Consider the following 22,408-nt stretch of genomic DNA (forward strand, 5'->3'; position numbering starts at 1 on the left):
AGGTTCGCGGTGGGCAGCAGAGTTGAAACCACTCGAACGAGTGAGCGAAGAAAGGATGAGGCAGACGTGGCCCGGGCCGACAGTCACCTACATGGACGATTTCGGTCGATTCGCACACCCCCGAGCCGCCGGGCGCCTAACGTCGGGAGCCCGCACCGGATGACCTTGGGGGGTCAGCCATGAACGCGTCCTCGTCCGCCACGCCGCCACCGATGTCGTGGCAGTACTGCGGCGACCAGATCAAGTTGTGGCGGGCGCGCGCCGGCGTCAGCCGCGAGGATCTGGCGGCACAAGCCGGGTACAGCTACGAGAGCCTGCGATCGATGGAGGCGGGCCGGCGGAAGCCCTCGCTGCACCTGTTGCGGGTGGCGGACGAAATGTGCGGCGCGAAGGGGATCCTGATGGCGGGAGCGGACTACCTGAAGCCGGAGAAATATCCGTCGTCCGCCGAGGACTACATGATGTATGAAGCCGAGGCCGTAGCACTCAACTGGTACGAGAACCACTTCTTTCCGGGCCTGTTGCAGACCGAGGAGACCGTAAGAACGCTCCTCAACTCCCACTGGCCACCACTCGATGACGAGACCGTCGAGACGCGAGTCGCTGCTAGATTGGAACGCCAGGAAATGCTGAAGGTTCAGACCAGAGCCTTCAACTTTCTGATCGAAGAAGGCGTCCTACGACGGCCCCTCACAACTATCGAAGCCCACCACCTACAACTGCGCCACGTTCTGACTGTCAGCGGGGCGCGCCACATCACGGTTCAAGTGGTTCCATCCCGAGGAATTCACCCTGGTCTGAACGGGCAGTTCATCCTTCTGGAAACAGCCGAGCACCAGCGGCTCGCGTATGAGGAGGGCCAGGCGTTGGGCATGCTCCACGCAGACCCTGCCAGGGTAAGCATCCTCAGTCATCGCCATGAAATGATCCTCCGGCAGGCACTCGATCCCGAGGCCTCGACCAAGTTGATCAGCGAGTTGCTGGAGGAGCTATGAACGATGCGCTGACCTGGTTCAAGTCCAGCTACAGCAACACCGAGGGCGGTGCCTGTGTCGAGATCGCCCTCACCTCGAGCACCGTCCGCGTCCGCGACTCCAAGGACAGGACTGGCCCCCAACTCGCCTTCACCGCCCAGGCCTGGGCGGACTTCCTCGCCTTCACTCAGAACGAATCGCCCCACGCGGGCTGAGGCCACCGCGCAGGAGACACCGTGGAGCGCGCCTCCCCGACGAGTAGGCGCACCGTCAGCTGTCGGGCAGCGGCATAACGCACGCCGCCGACGAGCTGCGGGAACAGGTAGCCGATCTGCCGGACGGGGCGCGGCCGCCCAGCGCCGCCGCATCCGGCCTGGAGGTCAGTCCCGATAGGGGACGAGGCGCGACAGGTCCAGGTCGAAGTCGAACGGTTCGGGGATGTGGATCGACTCACCGAACTCCCGCTCGGTCCTCGTGTGGTAGCGGTCGTGGTTCGGCTCCGAGAACAGGGTCACCGACTTCTGCCGTGGGTCAATGATCAGGTAGAGCGGGAAGCCCATGCGGGGGTAGTCGCGGACCTTTCCCGACCAGTCGTTATCGGGGTTGGACGGCGACACGACCTCGACTGCGATCAACGCAAGCTCGGCAGGGATGTTGTGTCCTGCCAGATCGATCACGTCCTCGGGTAGGTAGGTGAGGTCCGGGTTGCGAACGGCGCCGACCCCAGGCGACGAGAGGTCGCTGTTTCCACTCGTGAAGTAGCCGACCGGGCAGTGCACGTCGAACTGGCGCTGCACGATCGAAAGGTTCAACTGGTGGATCGAGGAGGGCGACGCCTGCATGACGATGACGTCGCCGGACAGCTCGACCTTGAAGCCGTCCGGGAGGCTGCGCCGTGTCTCTTCGAGAAGGCGGTAGTGCTCAGGATCCATGCGGTCTCCTCCAGTGCTCCTGCCACACGTACGAGAGTAGCGGCAGATCAGCAGCCCACCCCGCCGGCCCGAACGGACATTCGACCGGGGTGCTGACCGGCGTGAACAGAGATCAACTTGGCCGGCTCATCGGCCCGGGCTTCGGGCTCATCTTCGTCGAGGCCAATGCGGGCGCGCTGCCGACAGGGGTGGCCGTCCCGCTGCGGGTGGTCGGGGGGCGGCGTTCCTCGCTCTGGTGCTGCTCGGGCGGCGCCGTCCGCAGGTGGCCGGGTCCGGGGGCGAGCCCAGGGTGCGAGCTTCGGGGGACGGTACTGGCTGGTGGTGGCCGAGGTGGTGGCGATCGTCGCCGGGTTGGCGGTGATCAACAAGGTGCTGCACACCCCGGAGGCGACGGTGGGGTGGGTCGCCCTGGTGGTCGGCGTGCACTTCTTCGGGATTGCGGTGGCCTGGCGGCGACCCGCGATGCACGTGCTCGGCGTCGGGCTGGCGGCGTGCGGGGCGCTCGGGCTGGTGCTGGCGTTCTGCGGGGCCTCGGCGGCCGTGGTCGCGCTGGCGACCGGGATCGCGCCCGGCGCGACGCTGCTCGGGTCGGTGTGGTGGTTCGGCCGGGCGGTGGGGGCGCCCGGCCGGACGAGGTGAGCCTCAGCCGGTGGCGGGTGGTGGGACGTCGGCGAAGCCGGCGATCTGGCTGGTGAGTACGCGGTGCCCAGGACCAGGCCGACGGCGAACATCAATGTCCTTACGGCCCACGGTCCTTCGGCGAATCCGAGGGTGGCGAGGACCGCCGCGGCCAGCAGCAGGGCGGGCCGGGCGAGGCGGCGCGGGCCGAGGCGGGGCAGCAGCCGGTCGACCACCTGGGAGGCGGCCAGCACCCCGAATCACGACGAGTTGACTTTCGATCAACTCGACTGCGTCAGCAACATCCAGCACATACGGATGCGCTGCGGCACACCCCGCCGCGAGCGAGCCCAGCGGACCGGACATTCCGGTCCACCGCCGCGACGACGGCCCCCTGGACGGCCAGCGCCCGGGCCACGGCGGCGATCGGGGGGGAGTCGGGCGACTCAGCTGCCCGGATCGGTCTCGGCTACCACGGCCGCCGATGAGACCAAGACCCGCGCGAAGGCGTCGACCGCCGCCTGGTCGACGCACGCGATCGCGGCTTCCAGCAGGTCATCCCAGTCGGGGCGGAGCTCATATTCGAGCCGGTGCCCATTCCGATGGGTCCCCATCCTGGTGCCCAGCAGATCGTCGAACATCAACGCGGGGAGGACCACAGGTGCCGTGAAGACTTCGCGCTCCACGGCATCAGGCGCGAACCAGCTCTGACCGAGCCGCAGGGCCAGGTCCACCAGCCGGCCGGAGTCTTCACACCAGACGACCACGTGCCCCAGAACCTGCTGGTCGCCGATGGCCATCGGCGGGATTTCCCACACCGGCAGGTCGAGCGGTTCGCCACCCTCCGGGACCACCCGCACTGTCGCGGGGACCAGCCGACTCCTCTGCCCCAGGGATCGCAACGCTGCGGCGAACGCCAGGGAGACGAAAGCAGACGAGGGCGCGGGCTGCCCGCTCAGGTGATAGGCGGCAGCTCCGATCAGCCGGTACAGCGGGCGCGCATCCGGCGGAACCAACAGGTGAAGCCGAGCCGCCTTACGCCAGGGGAATTCGGCCATCCGGTACTGGCCGCCCACGCTGGACGACGGCAGCGGTACCAGGGCAGGCCCTTCCACGCGGTCCTCCTCGCCGGGGGCACTGTCCAGGGCGCCCTCGTCGAGCTCCAGGAAGCGACGAGCGTTGATCGCCAGGGGAACGTCCGTCTGCCCTGCCGCCTCGAAGAGGTCCAGACTCTCCCTCATGAGAGCGCGGCACTCCGAGAACCCATCCACGTGCCCCACCATGTGCCGGGTCAACGCGAGGATCGCGCGGCGGTGCACAACCGTCGCCAGGACCTCCGGCCCGCCATCGGTGTGAGCCCTCAGTAGGACCTCGGCCCTGTCGATCATCGACTCCGCGGCCTGCAGGATCCAGGCCTCGGCGGTCAGCCCCTGGTCGTGCCTGGCCTGGCTACCGGTCATCAGGGCATGTGCCACGTCCACCAACAGGTCCGCGTGGTGGCGCAGGACGTTCACGGCGACCTGTTCGGCGGGCTCCGGAATCTTCGCGGTCAGGGCGAGGGCCTCTTCCAATCGGCCTGTCGACGCCTTGATGATGGCGTCCAGGAAGGACAGCTCCGCCTTCGCCGCCGCTGTCGGCGGGGTGCCCGTCCTGGCTTGTTCGATCACCTGGGCGGCGTCGGTCCAGTTCTTGATCCACACGAGCATCTGAGCCCGCTCCAGCCGGGTGTGGAAGGCAACCGCCGGCGCCACGTCCAGGCTCCGCAGAACCCTTTCAATCCTGGCATTGGCATGGGCGACCTCGGCGAACCGATCCATGGCGACCGCTGCTTGCATCTCGGTGGTGTGGGCCATGAGCAGGTTCTCGGCGAGTTCCGCACCGAGCACATCAGGCGCATCGGCGCCCTCCAACAGCTCCCGGGCGACTCCGGCCGCCTGTGCGGCCTCCATGAATCGGCACTGGTTGTACAGGCACTGGCCCAGCGCGGTCATGGTCGCAGCCCGCCGGTAGACCGGATCGCGCAGCGTCCCGTCGGGGGAATGCTCGATGATCTCCAGCGCTTGCCGTAACAGCGCTTCGCTCCGTGCCGAATCACCGTGGACGGTCATGATCGCTCCGGCGACGTTGCTCAACAGCGCGACAGTACCGTCGTCTCCCCTACCGCCGCTCCGCACGTTCTGCGCCACGTGAACCGCGTGCTCGATCAGCGTGGCGACGTCGGCCCACTCCTGCTGCTTCATGCCGTCCCTCAGCCGCGTCACCAGCCTCTCCTGGAACCGCTCCTGCATCATGGCCACGGCCTCGCCGTCCAGCATCGCCCGGACGACCTCCTGGACAATGCGGTGGATCGCCAGCGTGCCGTCCCGGGGGTCGACGAGCGAGAACCTGCGCAGCTCGGCCACCGCGCCGTAGACGGTAGCCCCGCTCGGTAGGTCCGGCGTCACAAGGTGGAGCGGGATGAAGTCCGGGGCGAGCAGGGCGCAGCGAGCCAAAACCTCAGAGGCGAGGTACCGCCCCGACTCCTTGGGCGCCTGCAGCGCGCGGGCGATCACCTTCCGCACGCTCAGGCCCACCGTCGCGGTCAGCGTCGCGCGGTAGTCCATCGGCACGAACCCCGGATCGTCGAGCAACCTGGCTCTGAGATTGGCGAGTTCCACCAGGTAGGCATCCACCGGGCACTGGGTCGCCGCGATATAGCCGGTGGCCTGGGCGATCGCGAGCGGAATGCCCTCCACCGCGTCGACCAACCGCGACGCCTCGGCTGTCGTGCCACCCGGCAGCCGCTCGCCCGCCCAGGCCGTCGCCTCCTCGGCAGTCATCCGTTCCACCACCAGCCCGCCCTCGGCCGCAGCCCAGGCCGAGTCACGGGTGGTGACCAGGATGTCGGTGCCTTCGCACGCCGGCAGCAGCCCGTTCAGCTGATCCCGACCGACGACGTTGTCGTAGATGAGCAGCAGTCGCGAGCCCAGCCGCGTCAATCGCAGGCCGACCAGGGCAAGCACCTCCGCGTCGTCAGCTGCCCCGATTTCCTGCTGCTCCTCCGCGAGCATCCGGCGGTACGCGGCGAGAACCTCCTCACGGGTGTCTGCGGGGATCCACCAGACGAACTCGTAGGCCTCCCGGTGCTGGTGGGCGTACAGCCGGGCGATACTCGACTTGCCGATGCCACCGAGGCCGGACACGACCACTCGGACCGCGCCCGCTTCCGGCTCCCGCCCGAAACGCTCCCGCAGCGCCGTCAGTTCCCGCTCCCGGCCGCGCACACCCGCCGCAGAGGGAACATCGCGGAACAGCGCCCGGACCCGCCCGAATGACTTGCCGGCCTCCGCCGCAGGTGCAACTCGGCGGCCGCGCAGGAGCCCAGGAAGTTCGTCCAACCGGATTGTCCGGCGGGCGAGATGGCGATCCGCAGACCACTCGAACATCTTCAGGAACAGTGCGTCGACAGTGCTGTCCACCTCCGCAGCCACCATCGCGACCGGTGACAGCCGCAGCAGCTCGAGCCGCGCCTGGTCGAGGATCTGCTCCCACGGGCCGATCCGGCTGTCGATCTCCAACCGCCGCAGCAACGCGTGGTCCTCGGCCACCACGGTGACCGATGCCGGCAACAGCCCCGCACACTCCGCGAGCCACCGCTCCGGCTCCCCCACCGCACGGGCTCGCGCCGCCGCATCCCGCAGCGCCTGGCCCGACGGGTGGACCGGGGCGTCCGAGAGGAACTTCAGCACCGCCGAACCGTCGGGATCCGCCGCTCCCCAGCGGCGAACGAGCCTGAGCAGTTCGCCACCCGACCACGTACCCGGTTCGACCCGCGTCTTCGCCTGGGCCAGCAGCAGCGGCCGACCCTCCGCGTCCCGCACCTCGAAGTCGATAGCCTCGTCGGCGCCTTCCACCCGGAAGGAGTCCGCCTCCGGATACTGCTCCGGCGTCCGGATCAGCTGCAACAGGGCACAAGCCGTCTGGAACCCCATGCCCCGTGCGGTGTCGGTCCCGCCCATCTACCGCCCCCTTTCAGGTCACGCCCAGCATGCCAAACCTCACCGACAGTCGTGCCCACAACCGCACACGTCCTGGCTTGCTCCCCCTCGGGCCACCACGTCGCTGTTGACCTCGGAGGTGAAGTCGGCCGCGGCAATGCCGGGTTCGGCGTCAGCGCCGCGCGGGCGGCGGCGAGGACGCCCCGCCCGGGAGGTCGTCAGTGGGCGGTGTCAGGGACGGCGCCTACGCACGGACGGGCGTCAGTGCGAAGCCGGAGCCGCCGGGGGCGGGGTGAGGCCGGCGCAGCCGCGCAGGCCGTCGCGGCGTTTGAGGGCGGCGTCGGCGGCGGCGCCGGTGACGGGTTGGGGGATGCCCTTGTCGTCGATGGTGGCCGGGGCGAAGGCCTCGCCGGTGACCTTGCCGTCGGCGGCGAGGGTGAGGGTGGTGACGCCGGTCTCGTTGGAGAAGGCGTAGTCGGAGGTGCCGTACCAGAGGAAGTTGCCGAAGCCGTACCCCACGTAGGTGTTGCCGAGCATGCCCGAGCCGACCATGGTGTGGGCGTGGGTGCCGACCACCGCGGAGGCCCCGACGGCGGCGAGCTTCTTGGCGATGGCGGTCTGCGCGCCGGTCGGGCAGGCCTTGCCCTCCTCGCCCCAGTGCAGGTAGACGAGCACCACCGGGGCCTCCTTCTTCGCCGCCTGCACCGCCGAGACCAGCGCGGGGACGTCCAGCGCCGAGGCGATGCCGGGCTTGTTGGCGCCGGCCCGCCACTTCTGGTTGGTGATGTCCTCGACCTGGCTGGCGGCGACCACCGCGACCTTCACCCCGCGCACGGTCGTCAGGTACGGGGCGTACGCCTCCTTGGCGTTGTGCCCGACGCCGATCACCGGGATGGGCGAGGAGTCCTTGGCGGCCAGGGTGTCGGCGAGTCCGTCGGCACCGAAGTCGACGGCGTGGTTGTTGGCCATCGAGACGACGTCCACGCCGGAGTCCTTGAGCACGGACAGCGCCTGGGGCGCGGTGCGGAAGGTGTACGTCTTCGGCTCCGGCGCGCCGCGCCCGGTGATCGCGGTCTCCAGGTTGAGCACGGACAGGTCGGCGTCGGCGAGGGTGCGGGAGATCGGGCCGAGCGCCGTCTCGGGCGGCTGGACGGACAGCCGGGGCTGGGTGCGGCCCTCGAAGTGGACGTCCCCGGCGAAGGCGACCGTGATGGTGCCGTCCGGGCGGGGCGCGCCGCCCTTGGTGGGGGCCGGGGCCGGGCCGGTGCCGGAGGCTGCGGCGGAGGGGGGTGCGGCGGCGGAGGCCGCCGGCGCGGCGGCGGTCGGGGCGGGGGCGGGCTTCGGGTCGTCCGGCCCGCAGGCGGCGACGGCGGTCAGCCCGACGAACACGGCGACGGCGGCCGCGGCACGGCGCATGAGTGGTTCCCCCCGGAGTCGATGCAAGAGCGGTCAGCCTACGCCACCGAATCGCCACCACTTGAGCCCGCACCCACGACATTCCGGACACGAAAGGGCACAGCAGCCGTTCCGCAGCCGTCGTTCCCTCGCTCACGTGCGACCGGGCCCGCCCGTCCCAATCCCCCGCCCCCACCCGGCCACGGTGTCCCTGGCGCACCGCCCGGGCGGCGCGCAGCGTGGAGAGGAGGCGCAGCTGGGCGGTCACGCCTGGGCGCCGGAGGAGGTACGTGATGGCCAGCAACCAACCCGCCCCCGGCCTGGAGCGCCGGATCGTGGTCGGGATCGACGGATCGGAGCCGTCGAAGGCGGCGTTGCGCTGGGCGGTCGGCCAGGCGGTCCTCACCGGGGCCACCGTGCACGCGGTCGCGGCCTGGGAGTACCCCTCGCTGTACGGCTGGTTCGCGCCGATGGTGGACGAGGGCTTCGAACAGGCCGCCCGCCGCACCCTGACCGCCGAGGTCAACGAGGTCATCGGGCCGCAGCGTCCGGTGGAGGTCCGGGAGAGCCTGGTGCTCGGGCACGCCGCCGAGGTGCTGCTGGAGGCGGCCGAGGGCGCCGACCTGCTGGTGCTGGGCAGCCGCGGCCGGGGCACCTTCGCCCGGACGCTGCTCGGCTCGGTGTCCACCCGCTGCGCGGTGCACGGGGTCTGCCCGGTGGTGATCGTCCGGTCCGAGGGGACGGCCTCCGCCCCGCCGCCCGTGGCCACCGAGGCCGGGGAGCAGGCCCCGGGGGCCGTCCGCACCAAGGACTGGCAGATCAGCCTGCACGTGGTCGAGGACCGGGACACCACCCGGGTGCACGCCGTGCTGGACGCCGACGGCAACGTCCTGCACAGCGACGCCCTGGCCCGCCGCAACCCCCGTGACACCCCGGCCCCGGCGGTCGGCGACGACTTCGCGGTCGGCCGCGCCCTGGTCGACCTCGGCCACCAGCTGCTGCGCGCCGGCGTCCACAACGCCACCGGCCCGGAGGAGGAGTGAACGGCTGGAGTGAGCACGAGGAGTGAGCGCAGGCCGGGCGCGGTAGGAGATGCTGAACCGCGACGCCCGCTCACCCGAACCACGCCCCCTCATCCCCCGCCGGAGCCACACCCGCCGATGAACGCACCCGCCCCGGGCCCCGACGCGACCGCCAACGCGACCGCCGAAGCGAGCGCCGCCACGACCGCCGCCCCCGACTTCACCCCCGCCGAGCGCGCCCGCGGCCGCGCGCTGCGCCGCGCCCAGCTGCCGTGGGCGCTCGGCGGCCGCCTGGCGGGCCTGGCCCTGACCCTGGTGCTCGGCCTCACCCCGGCCGGTGCCGCGCTGGTGACGGCGACCGGCCGCTGGTTCGGCGGCTCCCGGTCGGCCGAGGTGCTGGCCGGCGCGGCGGCCCTGGTGCTGCTCGGCCAGGCGCTGCAGCTGCCCTTCGGTGCCGGGGTGCGCACCGTCCGGGCACGGTACGGGTTGGTGACCCAGGGCTGGGCCGGCTGGGCGATGGACGCCGTGCGGTCGCTCGCGCTCACCCTGCTGCTGGTCCTCCCGCTGGTGCTGGGCCTGTTCGCGCTGACCGCCTGGTCGCCGCGGCACTGGTGGTTCCTGGCGGCGGGCGCGGCGGCGCTGTTGACGGCCGCCCTGTCCTTCCTCCACCCGCTGCTGATCGAGCCGGTGTTCAACCGCTTCACCCCGATGCCCGCGGGCGAGCTGCGCACCGCGCTGCTGGCGCTGGCCGAGCGGGACGGCGTCCGGGTCCGGGACGTCCTGGTGGCGGACGCCTCCCGGCGGACCACCGCGCTGAACGCGTACGTCTCCGGGCTGGGCGCGACCCGCCGGATCGTCGCGTACGACACGCTGCTGTCGACCGCCGAGCCGCGCGAGGTGGAGCTGGTGGTGGCGCACGAGCTGGGGCACGTCAAGCACCGGGACCTGCCGATCGGCACCGTGCTCGGGGCGGTGGGCGCCTCCGTGGCGGTGGCGTTGCTGGGCCTGCTGACCGACTGGCACCCGCTGCTGTCGGCCGCCGGGGCGGACGACGCGGCCGATCCCCGGGCGCTGCCGCTGCTGGCCGCGCTCGCGGCGCTGATCGGTGCCCTGTCGGGCCCGGCGCAGTGCGCGGTGAGCCGCCGGATCGAGGCCAGGGCGGACCGCCACGCGCTCGAACTGACCGGGGACGTCGAGCAGTTCGCGGCGATGCAGCGCAGACTGGCCGTGGTGAACGTCTCGGATGTCGACCCGCCATGGGTGCTTGAGCTACTGTTCGCCACTCATCCGAGTGCGACCCGCCGGATCGCGGCCGCCCGCGCCTGGCAGGCCGGACGGGAACGGAGGGCGAGCACCCCGGCCGGTGGGTCGGCGACGCCGCCGCGTACTACTCCCGGCAAATCCGTTGTATAGTGCAACAAATTTCCTGCAGCAAGCCTCAGCAAGCCTCAAGGAGGTAGGAACGCCGTGCCCGGCCGCCAGTCGTCCATCGACACCATCCAGCGCGAGCTGACCGCCTTCGCCCGCCGTGCCCGGCACAAGGCCTCCCAGCTGCACCCCGACCTCTCCCTGGTCACGTACAGCATCCTCGACCTGATCACCGAGCGCGGCGGCTGCCGGGCCGCCGACGTGGCCGCCCACTTCATGCTCGACAAGTCGACCGTCAGCCGCCAGGTCACCGCCCTGGAGCGGCTCGGCCTGCTGCGCCGCGAGGCCGACCCGGACGACCAGCGCGGCCAGATCCTGCGCGCCACCGAGGCCGGGCTCACCCTGCTGCGGGACGCCAACGAGCAGCGCCGACTGGCCTTCACCACCCGCTTCACCGACTGGTCCGACGAGGACGTCGCCCGCTTCGCCGCCTACCTCGCCCGCTACGGCGAGGAGGGCTGACCCGGGGCCCCTCAAGGTCCGGCCCCGTTCCGGGGTGCGCCCCACCACCCCCACGGTGTACAGAGGAGAGGTGCCCCTCCGGCAGCGTCCCGATGAGCCGCGTCCGCGCGCCCGCCGCCGTTCCTGGCGGCCCGACCGCCGCGTGATGACGGCACTGCCGCTCGCACTGATCGTCCTGATCACCGTCGTCGACATCCTCGCTCCGCCGAGCATCCACCTCGGCCCGCTGCTGATCGTCGCCCCCGCGCTCACCGCCTCCCTCGCCGGCCCCCGGGCCACCGCCCGGGTCGCCCTGCTCGCCCTCGCCGCGCTCACCGTCATCGGCGCCGTCCGGGACGGCCTGACCAGCGCCAACATCGAGACCCAGCTCGGCGCGCAGGTGATCGTCTCGGCGCTGATCGTCGGCCTGCGGGTGCTGCGCGAGCGGCACGAACGCGAACTGGCCCGGGTGCGGCTGGTCTCCGAGGCCGCCCAACGGGTGCTGCTGCGCCCGCTGCCGGAACGGATCGGGCCGCTGCACCTGGCCTCCGTCTACCTGGCCGCCGAGGCCGAGGCACAGGTCGGCGGCGACCTGTACGCGGCCGCCCGGACCACCACCGGCACCCGGCTGCTGGTCGGCGACGTCCGCGGCAAGGGGCTCTCCTCGCTCGGCGACGCGGCCCTGCTGCTCGGCGCCTTCCGCGCCGCCGCCCACCTGCACGCCGACCTGCCGAGCCTGGCCGCGTACCTGGACGGCAGCGTCTCCTGGGACCTCACCCAGCTGGCCGAGCAGGCCCGGGAGGCCCGACGACGCCGGCTCGGCGGCAGAACCTCGGGCGACGCCGGCGCCGACGACACCGGCGAGTCCTTCATCACCGCCGTCCTGCTCGACATCCCGGACGACGACCCGGTGGTCCACATGATCGACTGCGGCCACCCGCCCCCGCTGGTGCTGCACTCCTACGGACTCGGCCCGCTCATCGCCCGCTCCCCGGCGCCCCCGCTCGGCCTCGGCGAACTGGCCCCGAGCGGGTACGAAGCGGAGACCTTCCCGTTCGAGCCCGGCGACCGCCTGCTGATCTACACGGACGGCGTGATCGAGGCCCGCGACGCCCGCCGCCGCTTCTACCCCCTCACCGAACGCGTCGCCGCCTGGCAGTCCGAGCGCCCGTCCGTGCTGCTCCACCGCCTCCGCCGCGACCTCCTCGCCCACGTGGGCGGACGCCTGGACGACGACGCGGCGATGGTGGTGGTCGAGCGGCTCCCGGCCGGCACCGACTAGCCGCTCGGCCGGGGCCCGACGGCCCGGCCTGGCGTCGGGGCGGTCAGCTGCATCCGGGGACGGCGGTGGCACTGGCGCTGCCGGCCTGGGTGAGCAGCCCGCACAGGGTCGAGCGGGCGACCTTCCAGGTGCCGTTCTCGGCGACGGCCTGCCCGCTCGCGTTCGGCTCGACCACGTTGCCCTGGAGGGAGAGCGCGTAGAAAGGACGGTCGCGTCGGCGGCGTCGACGAAGACGACGTCGTTCACCTTCGCCTTCACCTGGCCCACCCGCGGGTCCTGCGCGAAGCCTGGAGCACCGGGAACAGCATGTCGCCGCCCTGGACCAGTTCCGCCTCGCCGGCGATCGGGGTGGCCGGGTCGAAGAACTTCTCCCAGTCGGCGGTGATCTCCGCCTTGGCGGCGACCGGGTCGGCGGGGACGATTCCGGTGGCGAGGTGGTGTTCTCTGGGGAGCCGGGGGAGCCGGTGCCGGGGCGGTTCGCGCTCAACTCCTTACCTCCCGTTGGTCCGTACCGCCCGGCCGTCCGGTCGGCGCGCTCGCACCGTAGCCGGACCGCTCCCGCACCGCCTGGCGGCCGGCGCCAGGGCCCGACGGACTCCCGACAAATCCCGCGCCGGACGCAATGCCCGTCCCCATCCCCGGCAAACGGGACGTCAACTTCCCACTCCCGCCCTTGTTGACGGGGCCCCGCACCCGTACCGTCATCGGGCCGCGAGGCACCGGTGGCCCACCCGGTCCCACCGGGGCCCTCCGTCAACTCCAAAGGCACTGCCCCAGGTTCACCCCCAGACCGCAGGAGGCATCCCCGTTGCGCAACCGAAGAATCGCTCTACTGCTCGGCCCGGCGCTGCTCGGCCTCTCGCTACTCTCCCCCTTCTCCTCCTCCACCGCGAACGCCGCGAACGCCGCGAACGCCGCGAACGCCGCCACCACCGCAACGGCCGCCCCGGCGCTCCCCCAGGGCACCCAGAGCGACGCCGCCTACGCCGCGAGCCAGGCCGCGAACGCCGTGAGCAACGTGCAGGCCACCTCCGCCCGGACCAGCTGCTTCCGGCCCGAGGTGCCCTACGCCGCCAACAGCGGCCCGGCGGAGGGCTACAGCGGCATGACACCGTGCCCGGCCGGCGGTGCGACCACCGGTGAGGACACCGGCGCGGCCGGCCCGTACCCGACCCAGGTCGGCAGCAACCCCGGCTACCCGGCGGCGACGCCGATGCTGGTCAAGGGGCACTCGGAGTCGGACCTGCGGGTCGACCCGACGAACCCGAACCACCTGATCGGCGCCTCCAAGTGGGTGGTGAGCGCGGAGGGTTACAACCACCTGCTGGGCTTCTTCGAGTCCTTCGACGGCGGGCACAGCTGGCCGGTGCAGGGCCACATCCCCGGCTACGAGGGCTGGACGGACAACACCGACCCGGTGGGCGCCTTCGACACCTGGGGCAACTACTACTCGCTGCTGCTGCCCTACCAGTTCTTCTACAACGCCGACGGCTCGCACGACTTCAGCGTCGGCACTTCCCGGGAGGCCAACCCGGTGGTCGCCTCCCAGGCCATCTCGGTCGCGGTCCGCCCGCACGGCGCCACCACCGCCACCCAGTGGCTGACCACCCGCGGCGGCCACCCCGACTTCGTCGCGACCTACGACAGCATCGGCAACGGCCCCGACAAGCAGTGGATCGCCGTCGACACCAACCCCAACAGCCCGCACCTGAACCGCATCTACGCGATGTGGGTGGACTTCCACAACAAGACCCCCGTGCCGTACGTCGCGTACGCCGACGCCCGCCCGGACGGCACCCACACCGACTGGTCGACCCCGCAGGCGCTGCCCGAGCCGCCGAACACCCCGCAGGGCGCCACCTACCTGCTGCCCCACGTCGCCCCGGACGGGACGGTGTACACCACCCTCACCAACTCCGACCCGGCGCACCGGCTCTGCTGCGACGCGATCTTCCTGGACGCCTCGCACGACGGCGGGCAGACCTGGACCACCGTCTCCACCCTGCCGGGCACCATCACCCCGCCGCCCGGCTCGTACGCCAACACCACCTTCCGCGACGGCATCGAGGACACCTTCACCCTCGGCAGCCGGCCGGTGAACGGCCACTACCCGCTGTACGTCGCGTACGAGGACTACGCCACCGGTGTGGTGAACGTCCTGCTCACCGCCTCCTACGACGGCGGCGCCAGCTGGAGCGCCCCGATCCGGGTCAACGACAACGCCGCCCCGGTGGACGAGTTCCAGCCCAACCTGACCACCGGCCCCGACGGCACCGTGAGCGTCGCCTTCTACGACCGCCGGCTCGCCTGCGCCGCCGCCGGCACCGCCGAGGCCCGGGCCGCCGGGCTGGCCCTGGACACCGCCAACCCCAAGCACCCGGGCGCGCCCTACGGCGCCACCGACTACTGCGTCGACACCAGCGTCCAGTTCTACGATCCGACGCTCGGCCCGCTGGGCCACAACCTGCGCCTCAGCGCCCACTCCTTCGACCCGCAGCTGGACTCCCCGGTCGAGGGCTCGAGCACCTTCATCGGCGACTACTTCGGCAACGTCATCGGCGGCACGACGGACTACACCACGTCGGTCACCACCTACGACGACGGCACCAACCCCGCCCACCTGCAACAGCAGCAGGTCACGGCGGTGGCGGTCCCGCTGCACTGAGCCGGACCGTGAACTCCTGGCCCCCGGTGTCCGCCGCTCCGGGGGCCGGGCCCTTTCCGCTCGCCAGGCCTCCGTGCTCCTACGGCTGGTAGTTGTACGGCGTGGTGGTGCTCAGCCGCGCGAAGCCGAGCCGCTCCAGGATGGGGCGGCTCTGGTCGCTCGCGTCGACCTGCAGGTACTCGTAGCCGAGCTCGGCGGCCTGGCGGGCGCGGTGGGCCACCAGGGCGCGGTAGATGCCCCGGCCGCGCCAGGCGGGGACGGTGCCGCCGCCCCACAGTCCGGCGAAGCCGGTGCCCGGGTTCAGCTCCATCCGGGCGGAGCTCACCGGCTGGTCCCCGGCCATCGCGACGACCAGGCTGAGCGTGTCCGGGCTGTGCCGCAGGTGGTCGAGGATCCGCTCGCGCAGGCCGGGCATGTCCGTCCCGAAGGCCTGCTCGTGGGCCGCGACCACCAGGTCCACCCCGGCCGGGTCGGTCACCGGCTCCAGCCGGACGCCCTCGGGCAGCCCCGGGCCGGCGGGCAGGTCCGCGATCCGGGCGATCATCAGCGCCTCGTCCGGCTCGGCGGTGAACCCGGCCGCGAGCAGCCGCCGGCCGAGGTCGGCGGGGCGGTCATGGGCGTAGGTCTTCCACTCGAACTCCAGCCCCAGTTCGGTGAAGTGGCGCACCTGCGCGGCGATCGCGGCGTCCGCCGTGGCCGCGTCCAGGCCCGACCAGACGACGCCGTTCCAGGCGTGCTCCCCGCCCACCCGGCGCACCACGGCGCCGTCGCGCTCGACGCGGACGCCGGGGCCGTCGGGCTGCGCGTCGCGCCGGATCCGCTGGTCGAACAAGGCGAGTACATGATCACGATCCATCCGACCAGTCCAGCACGGCACGGGAGCGCGCGCCAGCGGTTTTCCGTCCCGCCGGGTCAGGTCCGCGGCGTGCGGATCACCTCGCTCGGCGCCGCCGCGCCCGTGATCGTGTCCAGGATCGCCCGGGCGGCCGCGAGTTCGTCCATCCGCCGGGTGATCCTGGCCCGCTCCCGGGCCAGGCCGTCGAGCAGTTGCGGGCAGGTCGGGCCGGGTCGGCGCTGCCCGGGGAGCGGCAGGCCCGGGAGGATCTCGGCGATCGCGGCGCTGTTGAGACCGGCCGCGAGCAGGGTGCGGATGCCGTGGACGGTGTCCACGTCCCGGTCGCCGTACTCGCGGTAGCCGCTGGGGCGGCGCTCGGGGGTGAGCAGGCCCTGCTCCTCGTAGTAGCGCAGGGCGCGCGGGGTGACCCCGGTCCGCCGGGCGAGCTCTCCGATCCGCATCGCGGCACCTCCGATCGACCGGCCGACGGGCTCCGGCCTTGACTCTGCCGTCGGCGTGAGGGTCTAGCGTAACCGCCATGCCGAACCGAGAATCCTTCTCAACCCCCTTTTCCGGCACCGCCGTTGCCGTGCTGGGCCTGGGCCCGATGGGCCGGGCACTGGCCGGGGCGCTGCTGGCCGCCGGCCACTGCGTCACCGTCTGGAACCGCACCCCGGGCCGGGACACCGAACTGCTCGCGCTGGGCGCCCGGCGGGCGGGCAGCGCCGCCGAGGCCGTGGCGGAGGCTCCACTGGTGCTGCTGTGCGTCCGCGACCAGCCGGCTGCCCGGGCGGTGCTGGCCGCCGCCGGGGAGGCGCTGCGCGGCCGGACCGTCGTCAACGCCACCTCGATCACCCCCGAGGACGCCCGGGCCGACGCCGCCGACGCCACCGCCCGGGGCCACCGCCTCCTCGACGCCGCGATCCTCACCCCCACCCCCACCATCGGCCGCCCGGAGGGCACCCTGCTGCTCAGCGGCGACCCCGAGGCCTTCGCCGCGCACGAGCCGACCCTGCGCGCCCTGGGCACCGTTCGCCACGTCGGCACGGACCCGGGACGGGCGGCGGCCTTCGACGCGGCCCTGCTGGACCTGTTCTGGACCACCGTGCACGGCTGGGTCCACGCCCTCGCACTGGCCCGCGCCGAGGGCCTCAGCGGCGCCGAACTCGTCCCGTACGCCCAGGGGTTGTCCCAGCTGCTACCACCGCTGATCAGGGACTACGCGGCGCGCGCGGACGAGCGCCGCCACCCCGGCGACCGCAGCAGCGTGTCCTCCGCCGAGGCCGGGCTGGCCCACGTCGCCCACACCGCCCGGGCTCGCGGGCTGGACACCACCGTGCTGGACGCCGCCCTCGCGGTCACCCGGCGGGCGGTCGAGGCCGGACACGGGGCCGACGGGGTGTCGGCGCTGGTCGAACTGCTCGCCCGTCAGGAGCCCTAGTGTCAGGAGCCGTAGTGTCAGGAGCCCTACGGTCAGCAGCCCGCTACTGCGCCAGGTACCCGCCGTCGACCGGCAGGACGGCCCCGGTGATGAAGGAGGCGTCGTCGGAGGCCAGGAAGAGCACGGCGGCGGCGACCTCGGCCGGGTCGCCGAGGCGGCCCATCGGGTGCAGCTTCTCGATCGCCTCCAGGTACTCCGTCCCGCCGGGCTCGTCCCGCAGCCGGGCGACCCGCTCGGTGGCGATCGTGCCGGGGGCGACGGCGTTGACCCGGATGCCGCGATCCGCCCATTCGACGGCGAGGTGCTTGGTCAGCCCCGAGGCGACGAACTTGGCGGGCCCGTACACCGCCTGGCCGCGCTGACCGGCCTCGCCGGAGATGGAGGACAGGCAGACGATCGAGCCGCCGGGCCGTTCCTGGGCGGTCATCGCCTCGATCGCGTACTTGCAGGTGAGGAACATGCCGCGACCGTCCACGGCCATCACCTGGTCCCAGTCCTCGGCGGTGGCCTCGGTGATCTCCATCAGCGGGATCACCCCGGCGTTGGCCACCAGCACGTCGAGCCGCCCGTGCCGCTCGACGGCCGCCCGGACCATCCGTCGGGCGTCCTCCTCTCGGGCCACGTCCCCGACCACCGTGCTGACGGCGTCCGGGAACCGCCCGGCCAGGCGGCGCAGCCCCTCCGCGTCCAGGTCGGTGGCGACCACCGACGCGCCCTCCCGGACGAAGCGTTCGGCGACGGCCCGGCCGATGCCGCTGGCCGCGCCGGTCACCACGCAGGAGCGGCCGGCCAGCCGCCCCGCCGCGTTCAAAGTCACCATGGACGGGACTCTACCGAGCGCGGCGGCGCGGCACCGGGTTTCGGCGGGGCGGGACCATCCGCGCCGCTGGTCGGACGGGACCATCCGCGCCGCTGGTCGGACGGGACCACCCGCGCCGAGGGTCAGTCGGTGAGCACCCGCGCCGCGGGTCAGTCGGGACCCCCGTGCCCCGCGGGTCAGACGGTGAGCACGATCTTCCCCCGCAGGTGCCCGTGCTCGCTGATCCGGTGCGCCTCGGCCGCCTGCGCCAGCGGGAGCACCCGGTGCAGCGGCAGCCGCAGGGTGCCTGCCTCGTGCAGGGCGAGCGCGGCGGCGAAGGCGGGCCGGTGGTAGGACTCGACGCCCTCGGCACCGCCGTTGAAGCGGACGCCGTACTGCGCGGCGCCCGCGAAGTCCGCGATCGTCAGCACCCGGTCCGCACTGCCGGTCAGCTCGATCGACAGCGGCAGCACGTCGCCCTTCCCGACCGCGTCCAACGCCCGGTCCACCCCGCCCGGGGCGGCCGCCCGCACCCGCTCGGCCAGGCCCTCGCCGTACGTCACCGGGATCGCGCCGAGCTCGCGCAGGTGGGCGTGGTTGGCCTCGCTCGCGGTGCCGACCACGGTGATGCCGCGCGCCCGGGCGAACTGCAGCAGCACCGTGCCGACCCCGCCGGCCGCGCCGTGCACCAGCAGGGTCTCCCCCGGCCGGACGCCGAGGACGTCCAGCGCCCGCTCGCTGGTCTCGGCCCCCACCGGGATCGCGGCGGCCTCCTCCCAGCTCAGCGTGGCGGGCTTGAGCGCCAGCTCGTCCGCGTCGAGCAGCGCCTGCTCGGCGTAGCCGCCGCCCATCAGGCCGCCGAACACCTCGTCGCCGGGCGCGAAGCCGGTCACCTCCGCGCCGACCGCCTCGACCACGCCGGACACCTCGTAGCCGGGCACGGCGGGGAAGACTGCCGGGAAGAGCGAGTGCAGCTCGCCGCTGCGCTGCCGGTGGTCGATCGGGTTGACACCCACCGCGCGGACCGCGACCCGGACCTGGCCGGGCCCGGGGGCGGGCAGCTCGACGTCGATGGTGCGCAGCACGTCCGCGCCGCCGTACTGCGGGAAGGCGATCGCCTTGGTCATGGCAGGAATCCCTTGCGGTTTCCGGGAGTCGTCCCGGGGGTTGGTTGCTTCCGACGACTTCCATGCTGCGACGTCACGGCCCGGCGCCCGGCCGGTCTTTCGGACGGTTCGACCTGGCCGAAGGGACGGGCCGCCGCCGGCCGCCACGGGTTAGGGTCGAGGCATGGACCAGACCTGGCAGGAGCACTGGAGCCGCCCCGAGGACGCCCTGGCCCGGGCCGTCGAGGTGCTGCGCACCCCCCGGCCGGACGTGCTGCGGCGGCTCGGCGAGGTGATCGCCACGCTCGTGCCGTACGAGGTGATCGCGCAGCTCAACGGCATCTGCACGTTCTCCCCCACGCACGCCTACGGGCCTCCCGAACTGGCCGACCAGGTCACCGGACTGGACCTGTCCCGGCTGGCCGAGCACGCCGCCGGAACGACCGCGACCGGTCACCCCTGGCAGGGTGAGGGCGAACTCGCCGGAGGCGTACGTCCGGTGGTGGTGACCGCCGCGACCGGCCCGGGCAGCGACGGCAGCGCCGTCCTGGTCCTCGTCCGGGCGCACGCCGACCCGGTGGACCCGCGCGCGCTCGCCCTGCTCCAGCGGTTCTGGGAGCTGGCCGTCGCCCACACCGACCACCGCGCCACCGACGCCGCCCCCACCCACGCGGCGGTCTCCCGGGCCGCCGCCAACGCCCGCGCCCGGGCGATCGCCGAGTTCACCGGCACCCACGGCGCGGCGCTCAGCGCCGTCCTCGCCCCGCTGCGCTCGACCGACCTGGACGACGCCGCCGCCCGCCGGGCCGCCACCGAACTCGCCGTCACCGCCCTGCTCGACCTGCGCCGCGCCGCCGACCTCGACCGGGCCCTCAGCGAGGAACCCGCCGACGCCGCCTTCGCCCGGCTCGCCCGCGAACTGCGTCCGCTGCTGCGGCACACCCGGGTCCGGCTCGACCTCGCGCCCCCGGCGGACGCCACCCGGTCCGTCCCCGCGGACACCGCCCACACCGCCCGGGACGCCGTGCGGGTCGCCGTCATGCTGATGCTGGACCAGGAGAAACCCACCCGGCTGCACCTGAGTTGGCAGTTCGCGGCGGACGGCGCACTGCGCGCGGTGGTGCGCGACGACGGCCTCGGGCTGCTCGCCGCCGACGCCCTCACCGTCCACCGCACCGCCGACCGGATCGCCGCCCTCGGCGGCCGCTACGACGTCGAATCCGTCCCCGGCTGGGGAACCACGGTGACGGTCGACCTGCCGCTCGGCCTGCCCTCGCCCACCGCCGCCACCGACCCGCTGGACGGGCTCCAGCCCCGCGAGCTGGAGGTGCTCGACCAGCTGGCGCAGGGCCGCCGCAACCGGGACATCGCCGCGGCGCTGCACATCAGCGAATCCACGGTGAAGTTCCACGTCGCCAACATCCTGGCCAAGTTGGGCGTCGGCTCGCGCGGCGAGGCGGCCGCGCTGGCCCACCGCGCCGGGATGCCCGGCGCCGCGCGGCTGCACGTGGCATCCTGAACCGGTTCCGCCGCCCCGCCCGATGACGGCCGCCACAGCCGATGGCAGCCGATGACAGGAGTCCCGATGACCCCGCCCGCCCCACCGCGGACCATCCTCATCACCGGTGCCACCGACGGCCTCGGCCGCGCCCTCGCCCACCGCCTCGCCGCCGAGGGCGACACCGTCCTGTTGCACGGCCGCGACCAGGGCCGGCTCGACCGCACGGCCGAGGAGATCGCCGATCAGCGGGCCCGGACGGAACTGTGGGAGCGCAGCCTGAAGCTCATCGGCCACGCCGGCATCTGAGAGCTGACATGACCACCTGGGACCCTTCCACCCCCGGCGTGCTGCAACTCCCCTCCGGCCGCCTGCTGCGCGGCCGCGGCGTCCGCAACCCGCTGCCGCCCGGGCCGCCGCCCGACTTCGGCATCTACCTGCTGGGGCGCGAGCCGCAGCCCCTGCCCTGGGAGAGCCGCTGGGTCCGCTGGCCCGACTTCCGCCTGCCGGCGGACCGCGCGGACGCGGCCGACGCCTTCCGGCAGGCCTGGGAGCGGTGCGCCGACGAACGCGTCGAACTCGCCTGCGCGGGCGGACGGGGGCGCACCGGCACGGCGCTCGCGTGCATCGCGGTGCTGGACGGCGTACTGGCGAAGGAGGCGGTCGCGTACGTGCGGGAGCACTACAGCCGGCACGCGGTGGAGACGCCCTGGCAGCGGAAGTTCGTGGAACGGCTGGCCTAGGCTCGATGCCCGTCACTCCTCCGCGAGGACCAGCGCGGCGCCCCTCTCCTCCGGCCGCCAACCGGCCTCGAGGCCAGCCCGGATCAGGTCGGCGACCAGGGCGGGCTTGACCGGCTCCAACCGGAAGACCTCGTCGATCCGTTCGGGCGGGGCGGTCAGCAGCACCCCGTAGTGCAGCCACGGGTTGTCGAAGCGCCGCGTCGCGAGGAGCGGCCGGTACGGCCCGCCCGGCCGGTCGAGCCAGATGCGCACGTCCACGTGGGCGGTGTCGCGGAGGCGGACCACCCAGCGGTAGTCATGGCCGTCGACGTGGATGCGGCGTGCTCTCTTCGATCTCACCCGGCGACGATACGCCCGCGCCTCACAGGTCCCAGGGCTGTCCGGCGGCCCAGTCTTCCAAGCTGCGCCATTCGACGGTCGGGTGCTCGGCGTACAGGGTGTCGGTGTCGATGTCGAGGCCGACCTCCTGGAAGTAGCGGAACATGGCGGCGAGGTCCTCGGAGTAGGTCTCGACGACGGACAGCGGCACCTCCTGGCAGCGGATCGGCCGCCCGCTGGCGGCGGTGATCGCTGCGGCGATCTGTTCGCCGGTGCACCACTGCGAGGCGATGTCGATGCGCTTGCCCGCGTAGGCGTCCGGGTGGGTGAGGACGTGGGCGGCGAAGGCGCCGATGGTCTCGGCGGCGATCACCGGGAGGGGGACGCCGGGCGGCATGGGGAGGTGGAAGACGCCCTCGCGCAGGGACTCGAGGGTCCAGTCGTTGGCGTAGTTGTCCAGGAAGGCGGCCGGGCCGATGACGGTCCAGGGCAGGTCGAGGCCGGCGAGGTGCTGTTCGATGCGCTGCTTGGAGTCGAAGTGCGGGATACCGGTGGAGCGGTCGGCGTTGGTGGCGGAGGTGAACACGACGTGCCGCAGGCCGGTGGTGGCGGCCGCCGCGTCGAGCAGGGCGATGCCCTGGCGGACCTCGGTGTCGAGGTCGGTCCCGAACGGGCTGGACATCGCGAACAGTGCGCCGGCGCCGTCGAGGGCGGCGGTCAGCGAGGCCGGGTCGTCGAAGTCCGCGCGCACCAACTCGGCTCCGAGCGAGGAGAGTTCGCGGGCGGATGCGGAGTCGGTGTCGCGAGTGAGGGCGCGGACCGGGCATCCGGTCCGGAGCAGGGCGCGGGCCGTTGCGCCGCCCTGGGCGCCGGTGGCGCCGGTGACGGCGACGGGAAGCTTGGCATTTATCTGCGTCATGCAGTCAATATATGA

22 protein-coding genes and 1 pseudogene are annotated in these 22,408 nt (G+C 72.9%); 12 read left to right on the forward strand and 11 right to left on the reverse strand.

Going from position 1 to position 22,408, the window contains the following annotated elements:
- Nucleotides 1-179 precede the first annotated feature (179 nt).
- Both ACWCYO_RS12445 and ACWCYO_RS12450 read left to right on the forward strand, forming a co-directional pair.
- Nucleotides 180-995, forward strand: a complete 816-nt coding sequence (locus ACWCYO_RS12445) for a helix-turn-helix domain-containing protein (RefSeq protein WP_449784209.1) — start codon at nucleotides 180-182, stop codon at nucleotides 993-995.
- Complete coding sequence (locus ACWCYO_RS12450; protein ID WP_270142444.1) at nucleotides 992-1,189, forward strand: DUF397 domain-containing protein; 198 nt, start codon at nucleotides 992-994, stop codon at nucleotides 1,187-1,189. Before ACWCYO_RS12445 ends, ACWCYO_RS12450 begins: the two co-directional genes overlap by 4 nt.
- Nucleotides 1,190-1,354: 165 nt before the next feature.
- Here the strand turns inward: ACWCYO_RS12450 and ACWCYO_RS12455 are convergent, their stop codons facing one another.
- Entirely contained in the window at nucleotides 1,355-1,906 is a 552-nt protein-coding gene (locus ACWCYO_RS12455; protein WP_449784210.1) for a Uma2 family endonuclease, read from the reverse strand.
- Nucleotides 1,907-2,224: 318 nt separating this feature from the next.
- On the opposite strand from ACWCYO_RS12455, the gene ACWCYO_RS12460 reads away from it, so the two are divergent.
- Nucleotides 2,225-2,545 (forward strand): hypothetical protein, encoded by a 321-nt coding sequence (locus ACWCYO_RS12460; RefSeq protein WP_449784211.1) that lies wholly within the window; start codon nucleotides 2,225-2,227, stop codon nucleotides 2,543-2,545.
- Nucleotides 2,546-2,551: 6 nt separating this feature from the next.
- Here ACWCYO_RS12460 and ACWCYO_RS12465 read toward each other — a convergent pair.
- The 3 genes and pseudogenes from ACWCYO_RS12465 to ACWCYO_RS12475 all read right to left on the reverse strand — a co-directional run.
- Nucleotides 2,552-2,781: pseudogene (locus ACWCYO_RS12465) on the reverse strand (DHA2 family efflux MFS transporter permease subunit); the annotation flags it as partial.
- Between the two features lie 189 nt (nucleotides 2,782-2,970).
- Nucleotides 2,971-6,522, reverse strand: a complete 3,552-nt coding sequence (locus ACWCYO_RS12470) for an NB-ARC domain-containing protein (protein WP_449784212.1) — start codon at nucleotides 6,520-6,522, stop codon at nucleotides 2,971-2,973.
- A gap of 240 nt (nucleotides 6,523-6,762) precedes the next feature.
- On the reverse strand, nucleotides 6,763-7,917 hold the full coding sequence (locus ACWCYO_RS12475) for a CapA family protein (protein WP_449784213.1): 1,155 nt from the start codon (nucleotides 7,915-7,917) through the stop codon (nucleotides 6,763-6,765).
- A gap of 272 nt (nucleotides 7,918-8,189) precedes the next feature.
- On the opposite strand from ACWCYO_RS12475, the gene ACWCYO_RS12480 reads away from it, so the two are divergent.
- The 4 genes from ACWCYO_RS12480 to ACWCYO_RS12495 all read left to right on the forward strand — a co-directional run bounded on the left by ACWCYO_RS12480 (nucleotide 8,190) and on the right by ACWCYO_RS12495 (nucleotide 12,069).
- Nucleotides 8,190-8,939 carry a universal stress protein gene (locus ACWCYO_RS12480; protein WP_449784214.1) on the forward strand — a complete coding sequence of 250 codons (750 nt, stop codon included), beginning with the start codon at nucleotides 8,190-8,192 and terminating at the stop codon, nucleotides 8,937-8,939.
- 117 nt (nucleotides 8,940-9,056) lie between these two features.
- The gene (locus tag ACWCYO_RS12485) at nucleotides 9,057-10,331 is read left to right on the forward strand and encodes a M48 family metalloprotease (RefSeq protein ID WP_449784215.1); all 1,275 of its coding nucleotides are present in this window, start codon (nucleotides 9,057-9,059) and stop codon (nucleotides 10,329-10,331) included.
- A 54-nt stretch (nucleotides 10,332-10,385) separates the two neighbouring features.
- A complete protein-coding gene (locus tag ACWCYO_RS12490; protein ID WP_270142454.1) occupies nucleotides 10,386-10,808 on the forward strand; it encodes a MarR family winged helix-turn-helix transcriptional regulator in 423 nt (140 codons plus the stop codon).
- Between the two features lie 145 nt (nucleotides 10,809-10,953).
- Entirely contained in the window at nucleotides 10,954-12,069 is a 1,116-nt protein-coding gene (locus ACWCYO_RS12495; protein ID WP_449784216.1) for a PP2C family protein-serine/threonine phosphatase, read from the forward strand.
- Nucleotides 12,070-12,112: 43 nt separating this feature from the next.
- On the opposite strand, the gene ACWCYO_RS12500 is transcribed toward ACWCYO_RS12495, so the two are convergent.
- On the reverse strand, nucleotides 12,113-12,244 hold the full coding sequence (locus tag ACWCYO_RS12500) for a hypothetical protein (protein WP_449784217.1): 132 nt from the start codon (nucleotides 12,242-12,244) through the stop codon (nucleotides 12,113-12,115).
- Nucleotides 12,245-12,877: 633 nt separating this feature from the next.
- On the opposite strand from ACWCYO_RS12500, the gene ACWCYO_RS12505 reads away from it, so the two are divergent.
- On the forward strand, nucleotides 12,878-14,734 hold the full coding sequence (locus tag ACWCYO_RS12505; RefSeq protein ID WP_449784218.1) for a hypothetical protein: 1,857 nt from the start codon (nucleotides 12,878-12,880) through the stop codon (nucleotides 14,732-14,734).
- A gap of 79 nt (nucleotides 14,735-14,813) precedes the next feature.
- On the opposite strand, the gene ACWCYO_RS12510 is transcribed toward ACWCYO_RS12505, so the two are convergent.
- Nucleotides 14,814-15,590 carry a GNAT family N-acetyltransferase gene (locus tag ACWCYO_RS12510; protein ID WP_449784219.1) on the reverse strand — a complete coding sequence of 259 codons (777 nt, stop codon included), beginning with the start codon at nucleotides 15,588-15,590 and terminating at the stop codon, nucleotides 14,814-14,816.
- Nucleotides 15,591-15,646: 56 nt separating this feature from the next.
- The gene (locus tag ACWCYO_RS12515) at nucleotides 15,647-16,030 is read right to left on the reverse strand and encodes a MerR family transcriptional regulator (RefSeq protein WP_270142461.1); all 384 of its coding nucleotides are present in this window, start codon (nucleotides 16,028-16,030) and stop codon (nucleotides 15,647-15,649) included.
- A 77-nt stretch (nucleotides 16,031-16,107) separates the two neighbouring features.
- Between ACWCYO_RS12515 and ACWCYO_RS12520 the strand changes: the two genes are divergently transcribed.
- The gene (locus tag ACWCYO_RS12520; RefSeq protein WP_449784220.1) at nucleotides 16,108-17,010 is read left to right on the forward strand and encodes an NAD(P)-dependent oxidoreductase; all 903 of its coding nucleotides are present in this window, start codon (nucleotides 16,108-16,110) and stop codon (nucleotides 17,008-17,010) included.
- Between the two features lie 43 nt (nucleotides 17,011-17,053).
- Here the strand turns inward: ACWCYO_RS12520 and ACWCYO_RS12525 are convergent, their stop codons facing one another.
- Both ACWCYO_RS12525 and ACWCYO_RS12530 read right to left on the reverse strand, forming a co-directional pair.
- Nucleotides 17,054-17,830, reverse strand: coding sequence for an SDR family NAD(P)-dependent oxidoreductase (locus ACWCYO_RS12525; protein WP_449784221.1), 777 nt, complete (start codon nucleotides 17,828-17,830; stop codon nucleotides 17,054-17,056).
- A gap of 176 nt (nucleotides 17,831-18,006) precedes the next feature.
- Nucleotides 18,007-18,936: an NADP-dependent oxidoreductase gene (locus tag ACWCYO_RS12530; protein ID WP_270142464.1), complete on the reverse strand. Its 930-nt coding sequence runs from the start codon at nucleotides 18,934-18,936 to the stop codon at nucleotides 18,007-18,009.
- 163 nt (nucleotides 18,937-19,099) lie between these two features.
- Between ACWCYO_RS12530 and ACWCYO_RS12535 the strand changes: the two genes are divergently transcribed.
- The 3 genes from ACWCYO_RS12535 to ACWCYO_RS12545 all read left to right on the forward strand — a co-directional run bounded on the left by ACWCYO_RS12535 (nucleotide 19,100) and on the right by ACWCYO_RS12545 (nucleotide 21,156).
- Nucleotides 19,100-20,434, forward strand: a complete 1,335-nt coding sequence (locus ACWCYO_RS12535) for a LuxR C-terminal-related transcriptional regulator (RefSeq protein ID WP_449784222.1) — start codon at nucleotides 19,100-19,102, stop codon at nucleotides 20,432-20,434.
- Nucleotides 20,435-20,500: 66 nt separating this feature from the next.
- Nucleotides 20,501-20,722, forward strand: coding sequence for an SDR family NAD(P)-dependent oxidoreductase (locus ACWCYO_RS12540; RefSeq protein ID WP_333493443.1), 222 nt, complete (start codon nucleotides 20,501-20,503; stop codon nucleotides 20,720-20,722).
- 8 nt (nucleotides 20,723-20,730) lie between these two features.
- Nucleotides 20,731-21,156 carry a protein-tyrosine phosphatase family protein gene (locus tag ACWCYO_RS12545; protein WP_449784223.1) on the forward strand — a complete coding sequence of 142 codons (426 nt, stop codon included), beginning with the start codon at nucleotides 20,731-20,733 and terminating at the stop codon, nucleotides 21,154-21,156.
- A 12-nt stretch (nucleotides 21,157-21,168) separates the two neighbouring features.
- On the opposite strand, the gene ACWCYO_RS12550 is transcribed toward ACWCYO_RS12545, so the two are convergent.
- Together ACWCYO_RS12550 and ACWCYO_RS12555 are read right to left on the reverse strand one after the other, a co-directional pair.
- Nucleotides 21,169-21,495, reverse strand: coding sequence for a hypothetical protein (locus tag ACWCYO_RS12550; RefSeq protein ID WP_449784224.1), 327 nt, complete (start codon nucleotides 21,493-21,495; stop codon nucleotides 21,169-21,171).
- Nucleotides 21,496-21,517: 22 nt separating this feature from the next.
- Nucleotides 21,518-22,393, reverse strand: a complete 876-nt coding sequence (locus ACWCYO_RS12555) for an NmrA/HSCARG family protein (RefSeq protein ID WP_449784225.1) — start codon at nucleotides 22,391-22,393, stop codon at nucleotides 21,518-21,520.
- Nucleotides 22,394-22,408: the final 15 nt, after the last annotated feature.

It is taken from the genome of Kitasatospora sp. NPDC001683 (assembly GCF_053596495.1).

Coding starts and splice junctions, on each gene's coding strand:
- ACWCYO_RS12535 (WP_449784222.1), top strand. CDS start 19,100: ATGGACCAGACCTGGCAGGAGCACTGGAGCCGCCCCGAGGACGCCCTG.
- ACWCYO_RS12445 (WP_449784209.1), top strand. CDS start 180: ATGAACGCGTCCTCGTCCGCCACGCCGCCACCGATGTCGTGGCAGTAC.
- ACWCYO_RS12515 (WP_270142461.1), bottom strand. CDS start 16,030: ATGCGGATCGGAGAGCTCGCCCGGCGGACCGGGGTCACCCCGCGCGCC.
- ACWCYO_RS12470 (WP_449784212.1), bottom strand. CDS start 6,522: ATGGGCGGGACCGACACCGCACGGGGCATGGGGTTCCAGACGGCTTGT.
- ACWCYO_RS12510 (WP_449784219.1), bottom strand. CDS start 15,590: ATGGATCGTGATCATGTACTCGCCTTGTTCGACCAGCGGATCCGGCGC.
- ACWCYO_RS12455 (WP_449784210.1), bottom strand. CDS start 1,906: ATGGATCCTGAGCACTACCGCCTTCTCGAAGAGACACGGCGCAGCCTC.
- ACWCYO_RS12555 (WP_449784225.1), bottom strand. CDS start 22,393: ATGACGCAGATAAATGCCAAGCTTCCCGTCGCCGTCACCGGCGCCACC.
- ACWCYO_RS12475 (WP_449784213.1), bottom strand. CDS start 7,917: ATGCGCCGTGCCGCGGCCGCCGTCGCCGTGTTCGTCGGGCTGACCGCC.
- ACWCYO_RS12485 (WP_449784215.1), top strand. CDS start 9,057: ATGAACGCACCCGCCCCGGGCCCCGACGCGACCGCCAACGCGACCGCC.
- ACWCYO_RS12520 (WP_449784220.1), top strand. CDS start 16,108: ATGCCGAACCGAGAATCCTTCTCAACCCCCTTTTCCGGCACCGCCGTT.
- ACWCYO_RS12545 (WP_449784223.1), top strand. CDS start 20,731: ATGACCACCTGGGACCCTTCCACCCCCGGCGTGCTGCAACTCCCCTCC.
- ACWCYO_RS12540 (WP_333493443.1), top strand. CDS start 20,501: ATGACCCCGCCCGCCCCACCGCGGACCATCCTCATCACCGGTGCCACC.
- ACWCYO_RS12495 (WP_449784216.1), top strand. CDS start 10,954: ATGACGGCACTGCCGCTCGCACTGATCGTCCTGATCACCGTCGTCGAC.
- ACWCYO_RS12530 (WP_270142464.1), bottom strand. CDS start 18,936: ATGACCAAGGCGATCGCCTTCCCGCAGTACGGCGGCGCGGACGTGCTG.
- ACWCYO_RS12450 (WP_270142444.1), top strand. CDS start 992: ATGAACGATGCGCTGACCTGGTTCAAGTCCAGCTACAGCAACACCGAG.
- ACWCYO_RS12525 (WP_449784221.1), bottom strand. CDS start 17,830: ATGGTGACTTTGAACGCGGCGGGGCGGCTGGCCGGCCGCTCCTGCGTG.
- ACWCYO_RS12480 (WP_449784214.1), top strand. CDS start 8,190: ATGGCCAGCAACCAACCCGCCCCCGGCCTGGAGCGCCGGATCGTGGTC.